Source organism: Paenibacillus sp. 79R4 (genome assembly GCF_013393165.1).
Lineage (GTDB): Bacteria > Bacillota > Bacilli > Paenibacillales > Paenibacillaceae > Fontibacillus.
On the sequence record NZ_QJOT01000018.1, the window covers coordinates 1 to 19,971 of the forward strand.

Annotated in this window: 21 protein-coding genes; 7 read left to right on the plus strand and 14 right to left on the minus strand. The window is 48.9% G+C overall.

Features of this window, described 5'->3' with window-relative positions; genetic code table 11:
- The 7 genes from groL to DMN77_RS20110 all read right to left on the minus strand — a co-directional run.
- A partial coding sequence (groL, locus tag DMN77_RS20080; RefSeq protein WP_179016132.1) for a chaperonin GroEL occupies nt 1-1,556 on the minus strand: 1,556 nt, incomplete at its 3' end.
- Nucleotides 1,557-1,621: 65 nt separating this feature from the next.
- Nucleotides 1,622-1,903, minus strand: a complete 282-nt coding sequence (gene groES, locus DMN77_RS20085) for a co-chaperone GroES (RefSeq protein ID WP_068782338.1) — start codon at nt 1,901-1,903, stop codon at nt 1,622-1,624.
- Nucleotides 1,904-2,240: 337 nt separating this feature from the next.
- A complete protein-coding gene (gene tatC / locus DMN77_RS20090) occupies nt 2,241-2,999 on the minus strand; it encodes a twin-arginine translocase subunit TatC (protein WP_068782339.1) in 759 nt (252 codons plus the stop codon).
- A gap of 105 nt (nt 3,000-3,104) precedes the next feature.
- On the minus strand, nt 3,105-3,320 hold the full coding sequence (locus DMN77_RS20095; RefSeq protein ID WP_082790186.1) for a twin-arginine translocase TatA/TatE family subunit: 216 nt from the start codon (nt 3,318-3,320) through the stop codon (nt 3,105-3,107).
- A gap of 176 nt (nt 3,321-3,496) precedes the next feature.
- On the minus strand, nt 3,497-3,982 hold the full coding sequence (locus DMN77_RS20100; protein WP_068782341.1) for a MogA/MoaB family molybdenum cofactor biosynthesis protein: 486 nt from the start codon (nt 3,980-3,982) through the stop codon (nt 3,497-3,499).
- Nucleotides 3,983-4,077: 95 nt separating this feature from the next.
- Nucleotides 4,078-4,566, minus strand: coding sequence for a cyclic pyranopterin monophosphate synthase MoaC (moaC, locus tag DMN77_RS20105; RefSeq protein ID WP_068782342.1), 489 nt, complete (start codon nt 4,564-4,566; stop codon nt 4,078-4,080).
- A 21-nt stretch (nt 4,567-4,587) separates the two neighbouring features.
- On the minus strand, nt 4,588-5,229 hold the full coding sequence (locus DMN77_RS20110) for a 5-formyltetrahydrofolate cyclo-ligase (RefSeq protein WP_372776282.1): 642 nt from the start codon (nt 5,227-5,229) through the stop codon (nt 4,588-4,590).
- A gap of 483 nt (nt 5,230-5,712) precedes the next feature.
- Between DMN77_RS20110 and DMN77_RS20115 the strand changes: the two genes are divergently transcribed.
- The gene (locus tag DMN77_RS20115) at nt 5,713-7,683 is read left to right on the plus strand and encodes an ABC-F family ATP-binding cassette domain-containing protein (protein ID WP_179016133.1); all 1,971 of its coding nucleotides are present in this window, start codon (nt 5,713-5,715) and stop codon (nt 7,681-7,683) included.
- A gap of 443 nt (nt 7,684-8,126) precedes the next feature.
- On the opposite strand, the gene DMN77_RS20120 is transcribed toward DMN77_RS20115, so the two are convergent.
- Entirely contained in the window at nt 8,127-8,627 is a 501-nt protein-coding gene (locus tag DMN77_RS20120; protein ID WP_229521149.1) for a hypothetical protein, read from the minus strand.
- Between the two features lie 425 nt (nt 8,628-9,052).
- On the opposite strand from DMN77_RS20120, the gene DMN77_RS20125 reads away from it, so the two are divergent.
- Nucleotides 9,053-9,430 (plus strand): rhodanese-like domain-containing protein, encoded by a 378-nt coding sequence (locus tag DMN77_RS20125; protein ID WP_068782345.1) that lies wholly within the window; start codon nt 9,053-9,055, stop codon nt 9,428-9,430.
- Nucleotides 9,431-9,497: 67 nt separating this feature from the next.
- Here DMN77_RS20125 and DMN77_RS20130 read toward each other — a convergent pair whose 3' ends face one another.
- Nucleotides 9,498-10,304 (minus strand): AAC(3) family N-acetyltransferase, encoded by an 807-nt coding sequence (locus tag DMN77_RS20130; RefSeq protein ID WP_179016134.1) that lies wholly within the window; start codon nt 10,302-10,304, stop codon nt 9,498-9,500.
- A 415-nt stretch (nt 10,305-10,719) separates the two neighbouring features.
- Between DMN77_RS20130 and DMN77_RS20135 the strand changes: the two genes are divergently transcribed.
- Both DMN77_RS20135 and DMN77_RS20140 read left to right on the plus strand, forming a co-directional pair.
- Nucleotides 10,720-11,715 (plus strand): M23 family metallopeptidase, encoded by a 996-nt coding sequence (locus DMN77_RS20135; protein ID WP_179016135.1) that lies wholly within the window; start codon nt 10,720-10,722, stop codon nt 11,713-11,715.
- Nucleotides 11,715-12,116 carry a bactofilin family protein gene (locus DMN77_RS20140; RefSeq protein WP_068782348.1) on the plus strand — a complete coding sequence of 134 codons (402 nt, stop codon included), beginning with the start codon at nt 11,715-11,717 and terminating at the stop codon, nt 12,114-12,116. Before DMN77_RS20135 ends, DMN77_RS20140 begins: the two co-directional genes overlap by 1 nt.
- A 68-nt stretch (nt 12,117-12,184) precedes the next feature.
- Here the strand turns inward: DMN77_RS20140 and tsaD are convergent, their stop codons facing one another.
- From tsaD to tsaE, 4 genes are read right to left on the minus strand one after another with little or no spacing between them, the layout of a single operon-like run.
- Nucleotides 12,185-13,216 (minus strand): tRNA (adenosine(37)-N6)-threonylcarbamoyltransferase complex transferase subunit TsaD, encoded by a 1,032-nt coding sequence (gene tsaD, locus DMN77_RS20145; RefSeq protein ID WP_179016136.1) that lies wholly within the window; start codon nt 13,214-13,216, stop codon nt 12,185-12,187.
- A 28-nt stretch (nt 13,217-13,244) separates the two neighbouring features.
- On the minus strand, nt 13,245-13,736 hold the full coding sequence (gene rimI / locus DMN77_RS20150) for a ribosomal protein S18-alanine N-acetyltransferase (RefSeq protein WP_068782350.1): 492 nt from the start codon (nt 13,734-13,736) through the stop codon (nt 13,245-13,247).
- Nucleotides 13,737-13,751: 15 nt separating this feature from the next.
- On the minus strand, nt 13,752-14,618 hold the full coding sequence (gene tsaB, locus DMN77_RS20155) for a tRNA (adenosine(37)-N6)-threonylcarbamoyltransferase complex dimerization subunit type 1 TsaB (RefSeq protein WP_179016137.1): 867 nt from the start codon (nt 14,616-14,618) through the stop codon (nt 13,752-13,754).
- Entirely contained in the window at nt 14,615-15,109 is a 495-nt protein-coding gene (gene tsaE, locus DMN77_RS20160; RefSeq protein WP_068782352.1) for a tRNA (adenosine(37)-N6)-threonylcarbamoyltransferase complex ATPase subunit type 1 TsaE, read from the minus strand. Before tsaE ends, tsaB begins: the two co-directional genes overlap by 4 nt.
- A 435-nt stretch (nt 15,110-15,544) precedes the next feature.
- On the opposite strand from tsaE, the gene ku reads away from it, so the two are divergent.
- Nucleotides 15,545-16,486, plus strand: a complete 942-nt coding sequence (ku, locus tag DMN77_RS20165; RefSeq protein WP_068782353.1) for a non-homologous end joining protein Ku — start codon at nt 15,545-15,547, stop codon at nt 16,484-16,486.
- Between the two features lie 19 nt (nt 16,487-16,505).
- Here the strand turns inward: ku and DMN77_RS20170 are convergent, their stop codons facing one another.
- A complete protein-coding gene (locus DMN77_RS20170; RefSeq protein WP_179016138.1) occupies nt 16,506-17,465 on the minus strand; it encodes an ATP-dependent DNA ligase in 960 nt (319 codons plus the stop codon).
- A gap of 153 nt (nt 17,466-17,618) precedes the next feature.
- On the opposite strand from DMN77_RS20170, the gene ligD reads away from it, so the two are divergent.
- Both ligD and DMN77_RS20180 read left to right on the plus strand, forming a co-directional pair.
- The gene (ligD, locus tag DMN77_RS20175; RefSeq protein ID WP_179016139.1) at nt 17,619-18,512 is read left to right on the plus strand and encodes a non-homologous end-joining DNA ligase; all 894 of its coding nucleotides are present in this window, start codon (nt 17,619-17,621) and stop codon (nt 18,510-18,512) included.
- Between the two features lie 397 nt (nt 18,513-18,909).
- Nucleotides 18,910-19,914 carry a M23 family metallopeptidase gene (locus DMN77_RS20180; protein ID WP_179016140.1) on the plus strand — a complete coding sequence of 335 codons (1,005 nt, stop codon included), beginning with the start codon at nt 18,910-18,912 and terminating at the stop codon, nt 19,912-19,914.
- Nucleotides 19,915-19,971 lie beyond the last annotated feature (57 nt).

The following is a 19,971-nucleotide window of genomic DNA, read 5'->3' on the forward strand; positions in this document are numbered from 1 at the left end:
GCCACTACCGCTTCAGTAGTCAGGAACAAGCCTGCTACGGATGCTGCATATTGCAGTGCGGAACGCGTTACCTTCGCAGGGTCAACGATACCTGCGTCGAACATGTTCACCCATTCGCCTGTAGCTGCGTTGTAACCTACGCCTACTTCTTCCTTCTTCAGGCGTTCTACGATAACAGAGCCCTCTTCACCCGCATTCGCTGCGATCGTGCGAACTGGCTCTTCCAGAGCGCGAAGAACGATGCTTGCGCCTGTCTTCTCGTCGCCGCTCAGGTCAAGTGCTGCGACTGCGTTATATACGTTCACGAGCGCTACGCCACCGCCCGATACGATCCCTTCTTCAACCGCTGCGCGAGTTGCGTTCAGGGCGTCCTCGATGCGAAGCTTGCGTTCTTTCAATTCCGTTTCTGTAGCTGCGCCAACTTTGATCACCGCTACGCCGCCAGCCAGTTTAGCCAGACGCTCTTGCAGTTTCTCCTTGTCGAACTCGGAAGTGGTCTCTTCCAGCTGCGCACGGATTTGGTTCACTCGAGCATCGATGTCGGCTTTGTTGCCACTGCCGTCCACGATCGTTGTGTTCTCTTTCGTAACGATAACTTGACGTGCATTACCAAGCTGATCGATAGTTGTGCTCTTCAGATCCAGGCCGAGCTTCTCGGTGATTACTTGACCGCCAGTCAGAGCTGCGATATCTTGCAGCATTGCTTCACGACGGTCGCCGAAGCCAGGTGCCTTAACAGCTACCGCGTTGAACGTTCCGCGCAATTTGTTCAAGATCAGCACCGTTTGTGCCTCACCTTCGAGGTCTTCTGCGATCACAAGCAATGGTCTGGATTGTTGTACGATCTTCTCCAGAAGTGGCAAGATTTCTTGCGTGCTGCTGATCTTCTTGTCCGTGATCAAGATATATGGATTGTCGAGGACGGCTTCCATCTTATCGGTATCTGTGATCATGTATGGAGATACATAGCCACGATCGAATTGCATACCTTCTACCACTTCAAGCTCCGTAAAGAAACCGCGGGATTCTTCAACAGTGATCACACCGTCTTTGCCTACCTTTTCCATGGCTTCGGCGATTTGTTCGCCGATTTCTTCGTCTGCTGCAGAGATCGCAGCTACTTGAGCGATCGATTGCTTGCCTTCGATCGACTTGGAGATCTTTTGCAGCTCTTCAACCGCTACTTTCACGGCTTTGTCGATCCCTTTGCGAAGACCGATTGGGCTTGCGCCTGCAGTTACGTTCTTCAGGCCTTCACGAATCAGGGCTTGTGCAAGTACCGTTGCTGTAGTTGTACCGTCACCAGCTACGTCGTTTGTCTTCGTTGCTACTTCTTTGACGAGCTGAGCACCCATGTTCTCGAATGCATCTTCCAGTTCAATCTCTTTCGCGATTGTTACACCATCATTGGTGATCAACGGGCTGCCGAATTTCTTCTCCAATACAACGTTGCGGCCCTTTGGACCAAGTGTTACTTTTACTGCATCTGCCAAAGTATCTACACCACGTAGCATTGCGCGACGTGCTTCTTCACTAAATTTAATTACTTTTGCCATGAATAAATACCTCCCTATATTTTAAATCCAACTGTTCAGCCGTTATATTCAAGCCAAGTGCTTAATTATTCAATAATCGCGTGGATGTCGCTTTCCTTCATAATCAAATATTCCTTGCCATCATACTTCACTTCAGTACCAGCATATTTAGAGAACAATACACGATCGCCTTCCTTCACTTCCAAAGGAACACGAACCCCATCATTCAATGCACCGCTTCCGACTGCGATGATTTTGCCTTCCTGCGGCTTCTCCTTGGACGCATCTGGAAGTACGATTCCTAATGCTGTAGTCTCCTCTTGTTTGATTGGTTCTACCAGTACGCGTTCACCTAATGGTTTGATCATGAAAAAGAGCCTCCTTTAATAATATTAGTTCATTGGCAAGCTTACGCTTCAATGATTAGCACTCGATACGTCACAGTGCTAACAACATCTATAATGATAATAAAATCGCAAAAAAATTTCAAGTTTTCCCATCATCTTTTTTATGCAAAACTTAGAATTAAGTCAGAACCCCCTATAGGGCCCTTATGGCGTAAGGAGAAAAAAGAAAAGAGGCTGCCGATAGACAGCCCCACTCCTCACCCCTTATCCATAGGTATCCTACCAATATGGGGAGGACAAATAGAGCATGACAATGCTCCGCACCGCATGGCCCGTTCATCTTCCACATCCACGTACTCTAGCTGAACTCTTCCGCACGCTTGGCGTCTGCAGCCAATTGCTTCTTGTGTACCCGGCTGGACAGCAGCACGCTGATCTCATACAGGATAATAAGCGGGATCAGCACCAGGAAGGCCGAGAACAGGTCCGCAGGGGTGATCATCACCGAGATAACAACCAGTATAAAATAAGCAACGCGACGCATTTTGCGCAGCAAGGTTGGGGTCAGAAGCCGCAGCTGCGTCAGGAACAAGATCACGATCGGCAGCTCAAACAACAGCGAGATGGGAAACACGATATTCATCAAAAACTTGAAATAGTCGGCCATCCCATAGGTCTCGATCAAACCAAGCTCCTTGTTCAGCCCGGCGGTAAATCGCATCGCTAGCGGGAATACTACGAAATAACCGAAGGCAATTCCGATTAAAAAGCAGAGAAATACATAGGGAATATACCTTAGCGTTGCCTTGCGTTCTCTCGGTCTTAGCCCAGGGCTGACGAATGCCCATATTTGGTAGAGCGTAAAAGGCAGAGTAATGCCTAGGGCAACGACCATCGCTATCTTCATATATACGCCGACGCCATCCCAGAAGGAGAAAGCATTCAGCTTAATCTCCACACCGGTTATCGAATTAATCGTCAAATATTGATAGATCGGACGCACGACAAAAAAAGCAGCGACGAGAACAAACGTGAACACGAGAGCCACGTAAATTAACCTCCGCCTTAATTCCGATAAATGCTCCACAATCGTCTCTGACTTCAATTCATCAGCCATACTTGTCCTCCTTAGGCCGATTGTTCGGCTTAACACGCCAGTGGGCGGCAATATTAAAAACAAAATCCCTCCCTAATAACAAGGAAGGGATTCAATATGTATCTTCTATTCTGGCAGACGTCGGTCCTCCTGCTTTGCAGCTTCATTTACAGGAGCCGCTTCCGCTTTCTGAGCTTCGGGACGATCCTCTACAATATCGCGAGTGGCATTCTTGAACTCATTAATCGTGCGCCCGACGGCGCGGCCAAGCTCCGGCAGCTTCTTCGGACCAAACAACACGAGAGCCGCTATAACAATTAACAGAAAAGCACCTGCACTCATGCTCATTCTCCCCCGTTAGCATAAAATAATAGACTCATGATGGGGCGCCATCATGATACGCCCACATCATACCATAACAAAGATCACAGTTACAGCCCGTTCAGCAAATTTATTTGCAGAAACATGAAATTATGCCAACAGCTCTATGCCGTTTAACCAACTCGCAACAGGACAATTTACAGACGGAATTGCCCTGTCACCATAAGCAGCGCTTCCGGAAGCTGATCCATGATCGCTGCCAGGTTCTCGTGCACCCCTTTTGGAGTTCCCGGCAGATTGACGATCAACGTCCGCCCGCGGATTCCGACAATGCCCCGGAACAGCATGCCGGCCGGATTTTTCTGCATTACCTTGCAGCGCATCGCTTCGGCCATTCCCGGCACCTCACGTTCAATGATACGCCGGGTTGCCTCGGGAGTTACATCCCGAATAGCAAGCTCTGTGCCGCCGGTAGTCAAGACAAGATCGGCTTGAAAATAATCGGTCATTTCAATCAGCGCAGCGATAATCTCATCAGGTTCATCAGGAACGATGCGATATTCGATGATTTCGCCTCCCAATTCTTCCTCGACCAGTTCCCTAATCACCTGTGCGCTCGTATCTTCACGTTCGCCCCTGGCTCCTTTGTCGCTTGCCGTAAGAATCGCTGTTTTCCAAACCATGAAGCCATCCTCCTCACCCTTATGGAACTTCTATTTAAGTTGTATTCATCATTTTATTCTGCGCACTACTGTACGCAATTGTTCATCAGATCCGATCAGATCCGCGAATAATCTCCATGGACACCACCGCTCTTGGCCTGCAGCATTGTAGGTCCGATAACGATATCCTTTTGTAACGCTTTGCACATATCGTACACCGTTAGCGCTGCCGCTGATACGGCCGTAAGTGCTTCCATTTCTACCCCTGTTCTTCCTTCCGTTCTGACTGTAGCTTCTATATATAACTCATCCTGGTTGTTATCCGTAAAGACGATGTTCACTCCGGTAAGCATCAACGGGTGACACATCGGAATCCAATCAGACGTGCGCTTGGCCCCTTGAATACCGGCTACCTGGGCGACGGCAAGCACATCTCCCTTGCTGATCTTGCCTTCCTTGATGGCAGTCAGGGTCGCAGGTTCCATAAGCACCGTCGTCCGGGCCACGGCGACCCTCACTGTGGATTCCTTGGCCGAAATATCGACCATCCGCGCCCGACCCTGTTCATTAAAGTGCGTCAGGGCTTGTCCTGATTCCGTTTCCATAAATGCGCTCACTACTCTCTATCATATATATATTATACCTGATGCTGTAAACAGCATATCCAGTCTAAAATCATGCTCTTCCATCGGAATCCGCCCCGGGATGATCTGCTCCTCAAGCGTCAGCGAGGCCTTAATAGGGATCAAACCCGTGCTCTGGATCGATGATATTTGTTCCATGAAGCCATCATAATACCCGCCCCCGAAGCCAATTCTCCCGCCACAGCGATCATAGGCAAGACCCGGAACGATAATGATGTCGATCTCTGTATAACGCAAGGTCGGCCACTGCGGCATATCCTCTCCCGGCTCGGCGATGCCCCATACTCCCGGGCTAAGATCATTAACATTACTCATTTCATGAAGCGTCAGCTTCCGTTCCTCGCTGATCACTTTAGGGACCAGTACCCGGTCACCCCGCTTCAGGCAAGTTTGAATCAAATGCAGCGTCTCGGGCTCGTCTCGAAATGATACGTAGCAGAACACATTCAGTCTTCCACCGCGGCTTTTTCTTAGGGGGGATAGCACCTCGTTCTCTGCCAGCAGACTGGCAGCAATCGACTGTTCTCTGCGGGAAGCTGCAGAGACATTGGAGCGAATCACAGTCATTCTGCGACGCAGTTCTTTCTTTTGTGCGGATATATTTTGAGCTGAAGTATCCCTCACGACGCCTCTTCCCCTTTCTCGTCAAGAAGGATATATTTTATGTTTTGTCAAAAGTATATATTCTTCCTCCTAGTGTATCATTGTTAGCGTAAAATGAAAACCAAGCTTCTTTTCGCAAATAGCATGACAGCGATCATTAAAGTGCGGTGCATTTGCAGGGTTTTTCATGTACACTACAATATATAAGTAGTAGGTTTATTGGAAGAGATTCAAAAATGCGACACATCTCAAATGCTCGCTCAGCTCACTCAAGTACTAACCACAAGTTAATGCTTTCGAGGCCTTTTCTACGAAAACGGATAGCTCCGCTCCTTACGCCCTGGCTACATCCCATTGAAGCGTTTGATAAAACGCATATGGGAAGCATAAGCTGCGGACTGAAAAGCGAAATTTTTGAACTCTAATGATTCGCTTAATCACACAAAACCTAATGCAGTAATTTCAGAACATACTTAGTAAATTCGTTGGAGGATCAAATTCATTATGTTGCTTCAAGCTGCAAATATCACGAAATTATTTGGCGTCACTCCGGTATTGGAGGGCATTAACCTGCAGATTCTGGAAAGAGAACGGATCGGGCTGGTCGGTGTTAATGGCGCAGGAAAATCTACATTGCTGCAAATCCTTGCAGAGGAAATATCTTATGATGGCGGGCAAATCTTTAAAGCCAAGGAGACGCGGATCGGTTATCTTGCTCAGAACAGCGGGCTACAATCCGACCGAACGATCTGGGAAGAAATGCTGAACGTGTTTGCCCCTTTATTAGAGACTGAGCGCGAGCTAAGAGACATGGAGGCGCAGATTGCCGACCCGGACGCGGCGGCTGATGAGAAGACTTACCAGGAACTGCTTAACCGCTATGCGCTTAAATCGGACTGGTTCAAGGATAACGGCGGCTATGAGATTGAGACACGGATCCGCAGCGTATTATATGGGATGGGCTTCAGCAATTTCCCGTCCGATACGGTTATCTCCACCTTGAGCGGTGGACAGAAGACCCGACTTGCATTGGCAAGGATTCTGCTTCAGGCTCCGGACCTGCTAATGCTGGACGAACCGACAAACCATTTGGACATTCAGACCTTAACCTGGCTGGAGGATTACCTCCGGAACTATTCCGGGGCATTGCTGGTGGTCTCTCATGACCGTTATTTCCTGGATCGTCTGGTAACCACCATCGTCGAGATCGAACGGCATCAATCCACCCGATATACAGGCAACTATAGCCGCTATATTGAGCTTAAAGCAGCTGAATATGAGAGTCGCATGAAGCAGTATGAGAAGCAGCAGGACGAGATAGCCCGGATGGAGGATTTCATTCAGAAAAATCTTGTCCGCGCTTCAACAACCAAGCGGGCACAAAGCCGGCGCAAAGCGCTAGAGAAGATGGATCGAATTGAACGTCCGCTCGGCGATTTGAAGCGGGCCAGCTTCTCCTTCGAGGCGGAGATTCTGACGGGCAAGGATGTGCTGTATGTGGATCAACTGTCCTATGGCTATGATGACTCCAAAGCACCGTTATTCCAAAATGTATCCTTCTATCTGAATCGCGGTGAGACAGTAGCTCTAATCGGACCAAATGGGATCGGCAAATCCACCTTGCTGAAAATACTAACCGGCGATCTACGGCCTCGTTCAGGTTCGCTAACCTGGGGCTCCAAAGTCAAGATCGGTTACTACGACCAGGAGCAAACGCATCTTAATCGCGAGAATACTGTGCTGGAGGAAGTCTGGAGCGCATTTCCCCATATTGAAGAGGCTCGTATCCGTAGTGTGCTCGGCAATTTCCTGTTCAGCGGAGAGGACGTTCTGAAGAAAATCACCGCTTTGAGCGGTGGAGAGAAAGCTCGCGTTGCTCTGGCCAAGTTAATGCTGGAGAAAGCCAATGTCCTGATTCTTGACGAACCGACGAACCATCTGGACCTATTTAGCAAAGAGGTGCTGGAGTCGGCTCTGCTCGATTATGACGGTACACTGCTGTTCATTTCCCATGACCGCTACTTCTTAAATAAAATGGCTGAAAGAATCGTTGAACTCCATCCGAATGGAGCGCAGCATTTCCTGGGTAATTACGATGACTATTTAGAGAAGAAGCTGGAGCTGGAGGAAATGGCCGCAGAGAAAGCTGCTCTGGAGGCCGCCAAGCAAAAACCGGCTGAGCGTGCGAGCTTACAGGAGGATGACAACGCCGCAAAAGGAAAATCAGGGGCTGCATCTTATGAAGCGGATAAACAAGCAAAGCGCGAGGAGCGCAACCGTCAACGCCGGCTTGAGCAGTTGGAGGAGCTCATTTCCAAGCTGGAGGGGGATATCGCCTTGCTTGAGCATGAGCTTACCCTTCCGGAAGTATATCAGGATTATACGGCAGTTCAGGAGCGGCAAACTGCTATCGATGAGCATAAGGCGCAATTGTCGGCTTGCTATGAGGAATGGGAGCAACTGATGGAGAATTAAGCAAAAGGTCGAATGAAAGCTTTGGTACTGAAAATGGGCCTTTTGAGATATGTGCTTTAAGATTTTCATAAAATCGTAAAAATTCCCTGGTCACAGCCTTATCCACATGTGAATTGATAATAAATGTAAAAAAACGACCCCTCAGGTCGTTTTTTTACGCTTTAAAATAGGCTTTTCATGCAATTCCCCAAATTATCCACTAAGTTATACACATTATCCACAGTTTTTCTGAAAAAATTATCCGACTTCCATTAATTAAATCTAATCCGTTGGCGTATAAGACTTTTTTTGATTTTCATTACAAAAATGCCCCATTAAGCCCTTTCCTTGTCCACATCTTGACAGCAACCCCGAAAACATGCTTTCCCTTAAATCGCCAGTACCTGCCATAAACACGTTCTTCGCTTCGCCTCTATTTTTCGCAATCTATCCCTTGAGCCGGATCAATTCTCGATCTTCACTTCGTTCTCCACCCGCTCTTTCAGATACGCTTCATTAACTTGTGGCAATACCGTCACAATCTGAATCGCCAAGCCAAGACCAATGTAGAAAAGATGGACAAGGGCAACGGCGTTCAGGATATAAGTCTCCACTGAGATCCAAATAATTAGAATAATCGAAATATACAAGGAGTAAGCCCAGGACCAATGTGATTTTTTAAATACATTTAAGCGATCGGCCCATTTGCATTCCCGTCTCGTCATTAGTCCCCAGGCGACGACTAACGGAAAGATCCCCATGAACACCAAGAGAATGATTCCAGGAATAAGATAGTTGGGAAAAAGCTCAATTTGCATAATATCGGGGGGCATTCCCAGCAAGCTTCCGCTCGGTTCGATCACCAGTACCGCACCCCCAAACACTGCGCCTATTCCCAAAAATAAATGAAGACCAATCAATAGCCAGACTGAAAAAGTACGTTTTGATGCAGCTTTCACGTTCATCATCCCTTCGAATCATTTTTTGGAGGTTAGTATTAATTCTTGAATTCAGCCGGTCCTTCCGGTGCTTAAAGAGGTTTCGCCTATGAGCTCCGCTCCTCAGTCTCTAGCTTCATCCCATTGAAGCATTTAGAATAGAAACCCTAGCAAATCATAAGCTTCGCTGCTGAAAACCAGCCTTTTGGAACACATGCTTTTGTAGTAAGCCTTTTCATATAATTTTGTGACAATTTTCACTTATCAAGTCATTCTGTAGGATGCAGACGATATGTCGCTGCAAGATCCCAAGGATGTTTATTTCAATTTATCATATGTTGCAGATGGTGGGAATTGAAATTCATGCGGTATATGGATATGATAGAAAATTGAATGCAGTACTAACGTAATAATGGAGTCGCAAAATATGAATAAGAAATGGGGAAAATCGAGTGAGTGAAATCATCGGCGGTGTTTCGCATATCGATTGCGATGAATTGCAGCATATACTTCAAAATTCAAATAATAAAACTTTAGTTATTGATGTGCGTGAGCCCGAGGAGTACATCGCCGGGCATATTCCGGGCATCCCGCTGATTCCGATGAATGAGATTCCTGATTATATCGGAGATTTCGATATGGACCGAGAATATGTATTCGTATGCCGCAGCGGAGGAAGGAGCTATCAAGTCGCCAGATACTTCCAACAGAACGGATTTGATAAAGTCCATAACTATAGCGGCGGGATGCTGGAATGGGACTATGATATAGCAGAAGGTCCGGAGAACATCATTCAGGAGTTCGATCCAGCCCGACTTGAGCGAAAATAAATGCAAACATGGATTGGATTGTCTCAAGACCTCGCCCAATTGCGAGGTCTTGAATCGATTAGCATTATCACTTCTTGCGATGAATCGGCAGCCACGCTGCCCCATAATCAACCAGCTGCTTCTGTGGAATCAGCATCGCCTCTGCACCACCGATCATGCCGCGCTTGACCAGGCCGGTCTCCCGCTCAAAATCGTCGCCAATAGCTGCAAAATCTGATGAATCATATTCAATGTCCTTAAACTGAACCCAAAGCCTGCTCCCCTCCCTCTTGATCGGCGCCTGATTGATGATCTCCCTTTTGGTCTCATAATCCGCCCGAATCTCCGATAGATGCAACGAAGTATTGCTGCCATTCCCCACGCCAATCAACAGAACATATCCTGCCAGCTCGTAGACCCTTGCCAGAGGTGATTGTTCTCCCAAGCCGTATTCCAAAGAATGGTTTCCGGCAATATACGCGGCTTTGTCTCCCCATGCAGCAAAGGAGGTCTGTGGGTGACTGCTGCGAATAACAGAATCCTGCTTGCGGAATATCTCCGGTATAACCCCCATCCCCCATAACGGTGTAAGATTCACATCATAAGCCGGCATCTGTTCACGAATGGTCTCCCACCATTCCTTCGGAACCGGCGGATTCTCCCATCCGGCAGGATCGCTCAGATCCCCGGAATGAGTTGGCATAACCACGTTCCCTTCCTTGCCAACCGCCGCTTCCAGGGCCAGAATGACCGCAGGCGGGCCTCCGACAACAAAGGGACCTATTGCTTTAAAAGAAGAATGCATAATCACCGTCATTCCCGGACATACTCCCAGGCGGATAAGATCAGACTTCAGTGTCTCAACCGTAATTAAGCTCCCCTTTACTTCTTCCATACCTTCCAACCTCTTTTCTATACTAGCGATCCTAAAGAGCATTTCACTCGACTGCCTTATCAGTACAATCTCTTAATTTAACTTATATACCTGCTCTACTCCCCTATTACAACATAAAATAGCCGACAAAATAACCCCACCTCGTTCAACAAGATGAATAATATGGAGACCTCCAACAAATGATAAAGGCAAACATCTGACAATTTTCGCACACAGCAGGGATTTGGAAAGTTTTGACGAATGATAACTATAGTTCGTGCTCAAAAAGGTCGATTTGCCGCAGCTTAGGTTTTCGAATGTGCCAAAATGCTTCAGTTAGATGAAGCCAGGGACGTTTTTTTGAATACCTCTATTCGTTTGTCGTCAAGAAATTTAGGTCCCATAGAATGATCATCTATTCGTTCAGGAGGATTTCATGAAATTCAGATTCAAACCGACCAACAAGCGATTTACTATTCTGATCGTGCCGGAAGGCACCAGTCCGGTATTTCGCTTCAAATTAAAATTATCTCTTCTGCTGACCTCAGTCGTAGCAGTTGGAAGCATGGCCGTACTGCTCCTCGTTCTGTTCATCGTGAACCGCAATCACTCCGATCGGATTGCCTCTCTGCAAGCAGAGCTCTCTCTATCCAACGATCAGCTTCAAAGCACGATAGATAATAAGGAACAGAATGTCGATAAGCTATTATCGGAATTGCTCGAATTATCGGAGAAATCCAAAGATATCGAGAGTAAGATCAACGAGCTGGAAAAGATAGAATCCGAACTGAAATCTTTGGGCGGAATGTCCGGATTATCTTCCGATTTGACCGCATTGCTGCCACTTTCTGATGGCGGAATCGGTGGTGAAGACATTCCACTAACAGAGGATGAGATTGTCTCTTTAGCCGCAGAAGCGAAGGATAACCTGTCAGCAACCCTGGATAAAATGCCTAATCTGCAAGCCAAGCTTGATCAGACTAAGGGGAATTTACAGAAGTACAAGCAATGGCTGAAGATTTTACCGACTTATTGGCCGACGACATCTGTGCGAACTACCTCGGATTTTGGCAAAAGAATAGACCCCTTTAACGGCAAGATCACTTTACATAACGGACTCGATATCGGAGGGGATGTAGGCGATCCGATTTACGCGGCTGCCGACGGGAAAGTGACGGATACCGGTTATAGCCCGGCGCGCGGGAATTATGTGACCCTATCGCATCCGTCAGGCACGGAATCGATCTATATGCATCTGAAGCGATCACTGGCTAACAAGGGAGACAATGTGAAGCAAGGCGATCTGATTGGAGAATTGGGCAACACAGGTCGAAGTACCGGACCACATCTCCATTTTCAAGTTATGAAGAATGGAACTGCTGTCGATCCATTGCTCTACTTAAAAATTCCTGGAGAGGATGATAGAAATTAATGCTGCGGAATAAAGCCACAAAAATTGACCCTAACTCAACGGATACGCTAATCGGGGAGGGCAGCGTATTTGAAGGAAAGCTGAAATCCAGCGCCAGCGTGCGCATTGAAGGACAGATGGTCGGGGATGTAGAATGCGGCGGGGACGTTACCATCGGAGAGAAAGGCGTTGTTGAGTCCAGCCTGATCAGCGCCCGGAATGTGACGATCGCCGGTCAAGTGAACGGCAACATCCAGGCTAGCAACAAGCTGACAATTACGTCCAAGGGCAAGCTGTACGGCAACATTGCCGCGGCTTCGCTAGCCATTGAAGAAGGCAGCCTATTCGAGGGAACCAGCCGGATGGGGAACTCGCCGGATATCACCCTGGCCATGAACGAAGCGGCAGCTTCTTCCGAATAGAGCTTGTAACTATAGTAATTATAAAGAAGGCTGCAACCTGGTTACACCGGGTATGCAGCCTTTATCTGTTACACTTCCAGCAGCCATTCCTCCAAAGACAAGGAGGGATCGGCTTTTAATTCAAGATCGGAGAACTTGCTCTCCTTCCACTTCAGATAAGCAGCGGCGCCAATCATAGCGGCATTATCCGTACAATATTTAAACGGCGGAATGATTAGTGAAATCTGCTCACGCTCACAACGCTCCGAGAGGCTTGCCCGCAGACCGCGGTTAGCTGCAACCCCCCCGCAGAGCAGAAGCTGCTTCGCGCCTGTAGAACGAATTGCGCGGATCGCTTTCTCTACCAGCACCTCGATGACCGACTCCTGAAAACCGCGGGCAATCGCGGGCTGATAGCCCTCTTCCCCCCGCATCTTATGCTGATTCACCGCATTAAGCACGGCCGACTTCAACCCGCTGAAGCTGAAATCATAGGAATCCGGCTCCAGCCAGGCTCTTGGCAGCTCCTCGCTCTGTTCAGCCTCGAGCGCCAGCTTATCAACATGCGGCCCGCCTGGATACGGAAAGCCCAGCGCTCGTGCTACCTTGTCATACGCTTCGCCAACGGCATCGTCCCGAGTCTGGCCAATCAGCTTGAAGCAGCCCTCCTGCTCCATCAGCACCAGCTCCGTATGACCACCCGACACGACGAGGGCGACGCAAGGATATTCAACCGGCTGGACCAACCGGTTGGCATAAATATGCCCGGCGATATGATGCGTGCCGATCAGCGGCTTGTCGAGAGCGAAGGCCAGGCTTTTCGCAGCCATAATCCCTACGAGTAGAGCACCCACTAATCCGGGTCCTTCGGTCACCGCAATAGCGCTCAGTTCCTCCGGCTTGATATCGGCCTGGCGAATCGCTTCCTCCAGCATTAGCGTAATATTCTCCACATGCTTGCGTGAGGCGACCTCAGGTACGACCCCGCCAAACGCCTTATGCGTCTCAATCTGACTGGCGATCAGATTCGACAGAACCTCTGTACCATTTTTGACAACTGCGGCAGAAGTCTCATCACAGCTTGTCTCTACCGCTAATATATAGCAATCTTGATTTACCAAGTTCCTCTCTTCCTCTCTGTTCCTCGGTTCAGCCCTGCTGTACCCGTACCGGCAAGTCGCACCACATAATCAGTGCATCCTCATGGTTGTCCGAGTAATAATCCTTACGCTTCCCCGTAGGGACAAATCCCATTTTACTGTAGAGCGACTGTGCCACATAATTCGAGACTCTGACTTCCAGCGTCATGCGAACCATCCCCAGCTCAACAGCCCAATCCATCACTTCTCGCAGCAGACGCTCACCGAGATGATGGCCGCGCAGAGCCGTTCTTACAGCTATATTGGTTATATGTGCTTCATCCACGATCGTCCACATACCACAATACCCAACCGGCTTGCCTTCAACCTCCATAACAAGATACCGGGCAAAATGATTCATCGTCATCTCATTGCGGAATGCCGTCTCACTCCAGGGTAAGGAAAAGGACTCGTGTTCAATGATCATAATGTCAGGTATATCATCCAATGTCATAGGGCGAAATACGATATTGCCAAGTTCGGCGTCTTTTATAGACCGCATGAATGGTATCCTCCTCTATGCATTGCGAAGCCGCTTTGCTTCCGCTTCTGCAAGCTGGGTATAGTTCGGTTCAATGGCATGAACATTATCACCTGCGCCGCTCCGGCTCCGAGCCGTTCCGGCGATTCCCATCCAGATTCCTTCCAATTCATAGGAAACAATATGAAGACGGTCCCCCACCAGAGGGCGCAAAGCTTCGGCAGCCGCTTCATGCAGTGCAATATCCCCAACGATCCAAATCCCTTCCGGTCTGTCCTCCGGCGTGTACGCTTGCAGCAGCTCGGCAATTTGTTCCACCCAGCGGTCCATAAGCCGGATGCCATCCTGCGCCAGTCGGTGAGCCAGCGTGTTGTCTTGAGCTGAGAATAACGCTGTATAGACTTGTCCACGCCGCGCATCTACGAGCGGAATAATCCAATGCTCTCCCGCACCAACGGTGGTCCCTGCAGCCGGGATGGATTCCGCGGCAGCCGCCGCCACCACTGAACTTTCCCTTAGTGCGTACGCTCCTAGTGCCGCTGTATCTTGTCCTGTCTCCGTGGCCCAGGCTCCCAGCGCCGTCGCCTCCAGACTGGAAATGCCAAACAGCGGGATCTGCAAGGCCCAGGCCAGCGTCTTGGCTGTCGTCACCGCAATCCGAATTCCTGTATAAGAGCCGGGACCTACGCCAACAGCGATGCCATCAAGCTCCTGCTTTGTTATGCCTGCCGCTTTAAGGGCCTTCTCAATTGCAGTGACCAAATAAGCTGAATGATTGCGTTCCGCATGTATATTTTGTTCCGCCAGCAGCTGGCCATTCTCCATAACCGCTACAGCCAGCGAAGAAGTGGAAGTGTCAAACGCCAATAGCCGCTGCTGCGGCCGATTACCGTCTATATTCATGGTTCAAGGACTCCATTCTCTGTCAAAGTGTTAATCCAATCGTCATAGGGCTGACCCTGGGCCTTCAGATATATTCTCCGCTCTGTTCCGGACAAGGTCTCCAAATAAAGGTGCAACAGATTTTGCGGCAAAATATCCGTAATGAGACTGGCCCATTCCACCAAGGTGACGCCCTGCCCATAGAAATATTCGTCCAGGCCAAGCTCCTCGGCTTCGTCCAGCGACAACCGATATACGTCCATATGATAAAAAGGCAGCCGCCCCTTATATTCCTTGATCAAGGTGAAGGTTGGGCTGTTCACCGTTCCCTTGACACCCAGATGCTTCGCGAACAATTGCGAAAAAGCCGTCTTCCCGGCCCCAAGATCCCCGTCGAGGGCGATAACCGTTCCCGCCAAGGCTTGTCCCGCCAGAAAAGCAGCCAGCTTCTCTGTACCGGCAAGGTCTTTTATCTCAAATACGAGCTTTGCCGACAATTTATCGAAATCCATATGTTGACCACCCTCATCTACAGCATTCGCCAGCAAGATTCTTCAAATCCAAAAATCTACAGATAACTATATAATTGGACTTTATTGGCCATCCTAAAAGAAAACCGTCAGTTCCTGTCATATAAAATGCGTTCTAAATCATTATATAGGTCTGTCAAGACAGCCGCAACACGGAAGCGATGGGAGTAACAGAATTATCCAAGGCGGATCAAGAGTTGCAGGGGAAGATTCACTGCCGAATGACTCCTGCCGATCTTCGCGTTAGATAGAGAATTTATAAGTCACAGCTACACTGATGAAATGTTATATCGCAAAATCGCAAGTAGACCTGACGATGAATCGCGGTCACCCATCCTTGGATGAACTTCGAATTAGTGTTCTGATCAAATTAGGCTTTGTGCCAACCAACCTCTAATAAAGAAAGGGAGTGCCCAGATGCATACCGTTTGGAAAGGTGCCATCAGCTTCGGCCTGGTCCATGTACCGGTAAAAATGTTTTCGGCTACAGAAGACAAGGATATATCCATGAAATACATCCATAAAGTGTGCGGCAGCCCGATTTCCTATGTGCGCCGTTGTCCCGCCTGTGATGTGGATGTGACTTGGGATGATATTTCCAGAGGTTATGAGTATGAGAAAGGCAAATACGTGCTCTTCTCCAAGGAGGAGCTTGACCAATTATCCGCACAGACGGAGAAGACGATCACCATTCTCGATTTTGTTGATTTAACAGAGATCGATCCGATCTATTTTCAGAAGACCTACTATTTATCGCCCGACCAGGCAGGAGGCAACGCCTATCGGCTGCTGCTCGAAGCGATGCGGGATTCCGGCAAGATCGGAATCGCCAAGATCGCCATTCGCTCCAAGGGCAGCCTGGCAGCCATCCGGGTAATGGAGGATTGCCTGGTCATCGAGACGATTTTCTATCCGGATGAGATCCGTCCTGTATCGCAAGTTCCAAATTTACCGCAGGGCGCCAATGTGAACGACAAGGAGCTGACGATGGCCAAGCTGTTGATCGAGCAGTTGTCCACTCCCTTCGAACCGCAGAAGTATACCGATGATTACCGGGAGAATCTCCTGACCCTGATTCAGCAGAAGATTGCCGGAGAAGAGATCAGCCTGGCTCCAGCTAAGCCGGAGGCCAATGTGATCGATCTGATGGCCGCGCTTCAAGCAAGCATCGAAGCGGTTAAAGCTCCGATCGTCACCGATCCAGGCGAGACCAAGACGAAGCGAAGCTCAACCAGAAAGAAGAAGGAAGCCGCGGCGGAGACAGAAGCGCCAGCCGAGACGAACGAAGCCACGCCTGCCGCAGTAACCAAGCCCAAGCGCAAGACTTCCAGCAAAACAGCCAAGAAGACGATCTCATGAAGCCATTCACCTGTATTAGTCATATTTGCTGAGTGAATACACAGGTCTCCGGCGGAACGTCAGCCCAGCCTTGAAGAACAGGATGCCGCAGCGTTCCACCGGGGGTCCACTCCGCAAATTGCACCTTAACCGTTCGCTGAGGCTCCATCCATACCGCGCCCTTCACCTTCCCTGGAGGTGCGGAAAAGGGGGCGGCAAATGGTCGTTTTGCTATTGCCAATCTGTACGAGTCCTCTGTAATGCGGGAGAGATCCTCTCCCTTCCATTTTCCGGGGCCGGCGTTTCCGATATAGATCAGATTTCCTTGCTCGTCATATAAGCCCAGCAGTAAAGAATTAACGATCTCGTCGCGATACGTTACCCCGCCGATCACTGCGTATAAGTCATAGGTCAGCTTCATCTTGCGCCAACGGTCATCCTTGCCGCCAATCGCATAACTGCTGTCAATCTGCTTACAGACGATACCTTCCCATTGACGCTCTTTCATTACAGCATAGAGGCCTTCGGCATGGTCCACATTCGGGACAAGTTGTACGCGTGTACTGGGCAGTACATATTCCTGCAGCAGCAGCTGCCGCTTTACGAGCGGCTGGTCCGTAACCCAGCTGCCGTTGCAATACAAAATATCAAATATCATATAGACGACGGAAATCCTGGGAACTGCAAAAGCAATTTCCTGCTCCCGACGAAGGCTGTCCCGCTTCATAATTTCATGGAAAGAAGGTTTACCCTCTGCAATGGCGATCATCTCTCCATCCAAAATAGCCGATTCCGCCCGGCAATATTCCGACGGGTTCATGAACTCCGGATATTGCAGCGAACGTTCATTTCCGCGGCGATTCATGAGGCGCACCTGCCCTTTATCGATATAGGCCAGCATCCGCACTCCATCCCATTTGACCTGGGCAATCCATTGCTTTCCTTGTGGAAATTCAAAGACGCGGATCGGTTCAAACGGTACGACTGGCGTAAATTCCATGGTCCATCCTTCTCCTATTCACAGCCCGCCATTAACTAGGCACTGGCAAGACTAATATTACGAACTCATCCTCTTATAGTTCTCGTATAACAAGGTTAGCCTAATCTGTAATCAGCTCTTCTCTAATCTCAACTCTTGAAAGGAGTATCCCCGATGGCACGATCGATCAAAGGCACGATCCGGATTGAAGGCGAGGAAGTAACCATTACGAATCCGGACAAGCTGCTCTGGCCGGAAGCCGGCATTACCAAACAGCAATATTTACAGCGGCTGGCCGAGCTGGCCCCTTATTTGCTCCGCTATTGCCGCAACCGGTTCTTAACAACAATCCGATATCCCGGCGGCATCCATAGCAAATTTTTCTATCAAAAAAATGCTCCCGAGCCACTACCGGATTTCGTCAGAACCGCCCAGCATGAGGATATCAACTATATTGTGCTCGACAATCTGCCCACTTTACTCTGGCTTGGCAATTTGGCGGCGATTGAATTCCATCCTTCATTGCATTATGTCGGGGACACTCTGCCTTGCGAATGGATGATTGATCTCGATCCAAGCCAGGATGATGAGCCGCGGATTATGGAAGCTGCCGCTTATGTTGGCGACATCCTCGCTTCTCTTGGCATCTCTTCCGTCCCCAAGACGTCGGGCGCTACTGGCGTTCAGATCATTATTCCAATTGAATACGGCGTTACTTTTGATCAGCTGCGCTCTATCGGTCAATTCGTAGCCCGCTACGCTACGGAGAAATATCCATCCTTCTTCACCATTGAACGGCTGAAAAAGGATCGCGAGGGCAAAATTTATTTCGATTATCTCCAGCATTATAGTGGAAAGACCTTGGCTGCCCCCTACACCCCACGTGCACGGCAAGCTGCCAGTGTATCAACGCCATTAACCTGGGATGAGGTGCGCAAGAATCCCCATCCCTCTGAATTCAATCTGCTGAACATCGGTGAAAGACTGCAGCAGAGAGGAGATTTGCTGCAAGAAGTGAAGCCGCAATCGCTAGAGCTGATCTTGCGGCATTTACAGTCCAAGGCTTAGGAACACTACGGAATACGGCGTTAACCACATTTTCACATAAGAACGCCCATCTTCCACTCAGCCTTTTCCACTTTGCCTCACGTTTATTCGTTACAGAAGGCATTGAGAGGAGAGAGTGAGAGGTAATCGGTGCATGAAAACTGCATTTCTGCAGGAATTACTAGTCTAATACGAGTTCAAAATTTATCTGAACTAACGGAGTCCGGATCGATTTCATCGGGGCTATTCAGCAAATTTAAGGTTTTGCGATATATCAGACAAGGCAGTTTTTTGACATGATTTAAGAGATAAAGGAATAGATAAAGTATATAAGCGCGTTTTCCATATGAGCTCTATTAACCGTGATCAGAACAGAAGTACGTAGTACTACTTCTAGTGTGAGAGGAAAGGAGTTGCCATGAGAAGTGCCACCTTACCGAACCCCAATCGGATGACCTTGCTCGTCCTGCGAGAAGCAGGACAGCCTGCCAAGCAAATGCATATGTCAAAGCCGCTCATCATTGCCGTTCCGCTGGTCGCCATTCTATCGATATCGGGCTTGATTATAAGCCTGCAGCTGCAATCCAACCAGACGATTGCGAGGCTTGAAGACCAATTGCAGTCGCAGAATCTCAAGTTCGAAGCCGTCGTCTCTGACAAAAATGCGGCCATCGAGAGACTTCAGAATGAAGTAATCTCGCTTTCCAGCCAATCACAGGACATGATGGATCGAATGGAGCGAGTTGCCGAGCTGGAGGATCAGCTGCAGAAATTTATTGAGAAGTACGGAGAGTCGGACTCAAGTGCTCTTAGCAATCTATCCGCCCTGTCACTGAAAGGACTTGATGTTGACGACCCTAACGCACAGATGGGGGTGGGGGGAGAATTTATCGCCGTCCATGAGAATGAGATTGAACAATTGGCGGAGCATACGAAGGATCAATTTCTTGAAATGAACGCCATGCTGGACGAGATGGAGAAGAATGTGCCCCTGACCTTGAAAAAGGCGAAGCAAACCCAGTACTCTCTATCAGGGACTCCATCAGAATGGCCTACTTTATCAAAGCGGCTTACCTCTAATTTCGGCTACCGTACCGATCCGTTCACCGGCCGCGCCTCCTTCCATGCCGGCATCGATATCGGCGCCAAGCAAGGCGATCCGGTATATGCCGCGGCGGCAGGCGAAGTTATTACAACAGCGCAGGACAATTCGCACGGCAAATACATCATTATCCAGCATCCTGGAGGACTGCAAAGCTGGTACCTTCATCTGAGCAAGATCAGCATCTCTGAGGGAGATTTCATCAAGAAGGGGCAGACGATCGGCAAAGTTGGCAGTACCGGGCGCAGCACCGGGCCTCATTTGCATTTCGAGATTGTGAAGAATGGCAAAACGGTGGATCCTTTGCCATATCTGCAATGATTTATTATTAGAGGTTGTTCAAATGGTCCAACCCATCTTTTTAAGCACTCATAATAG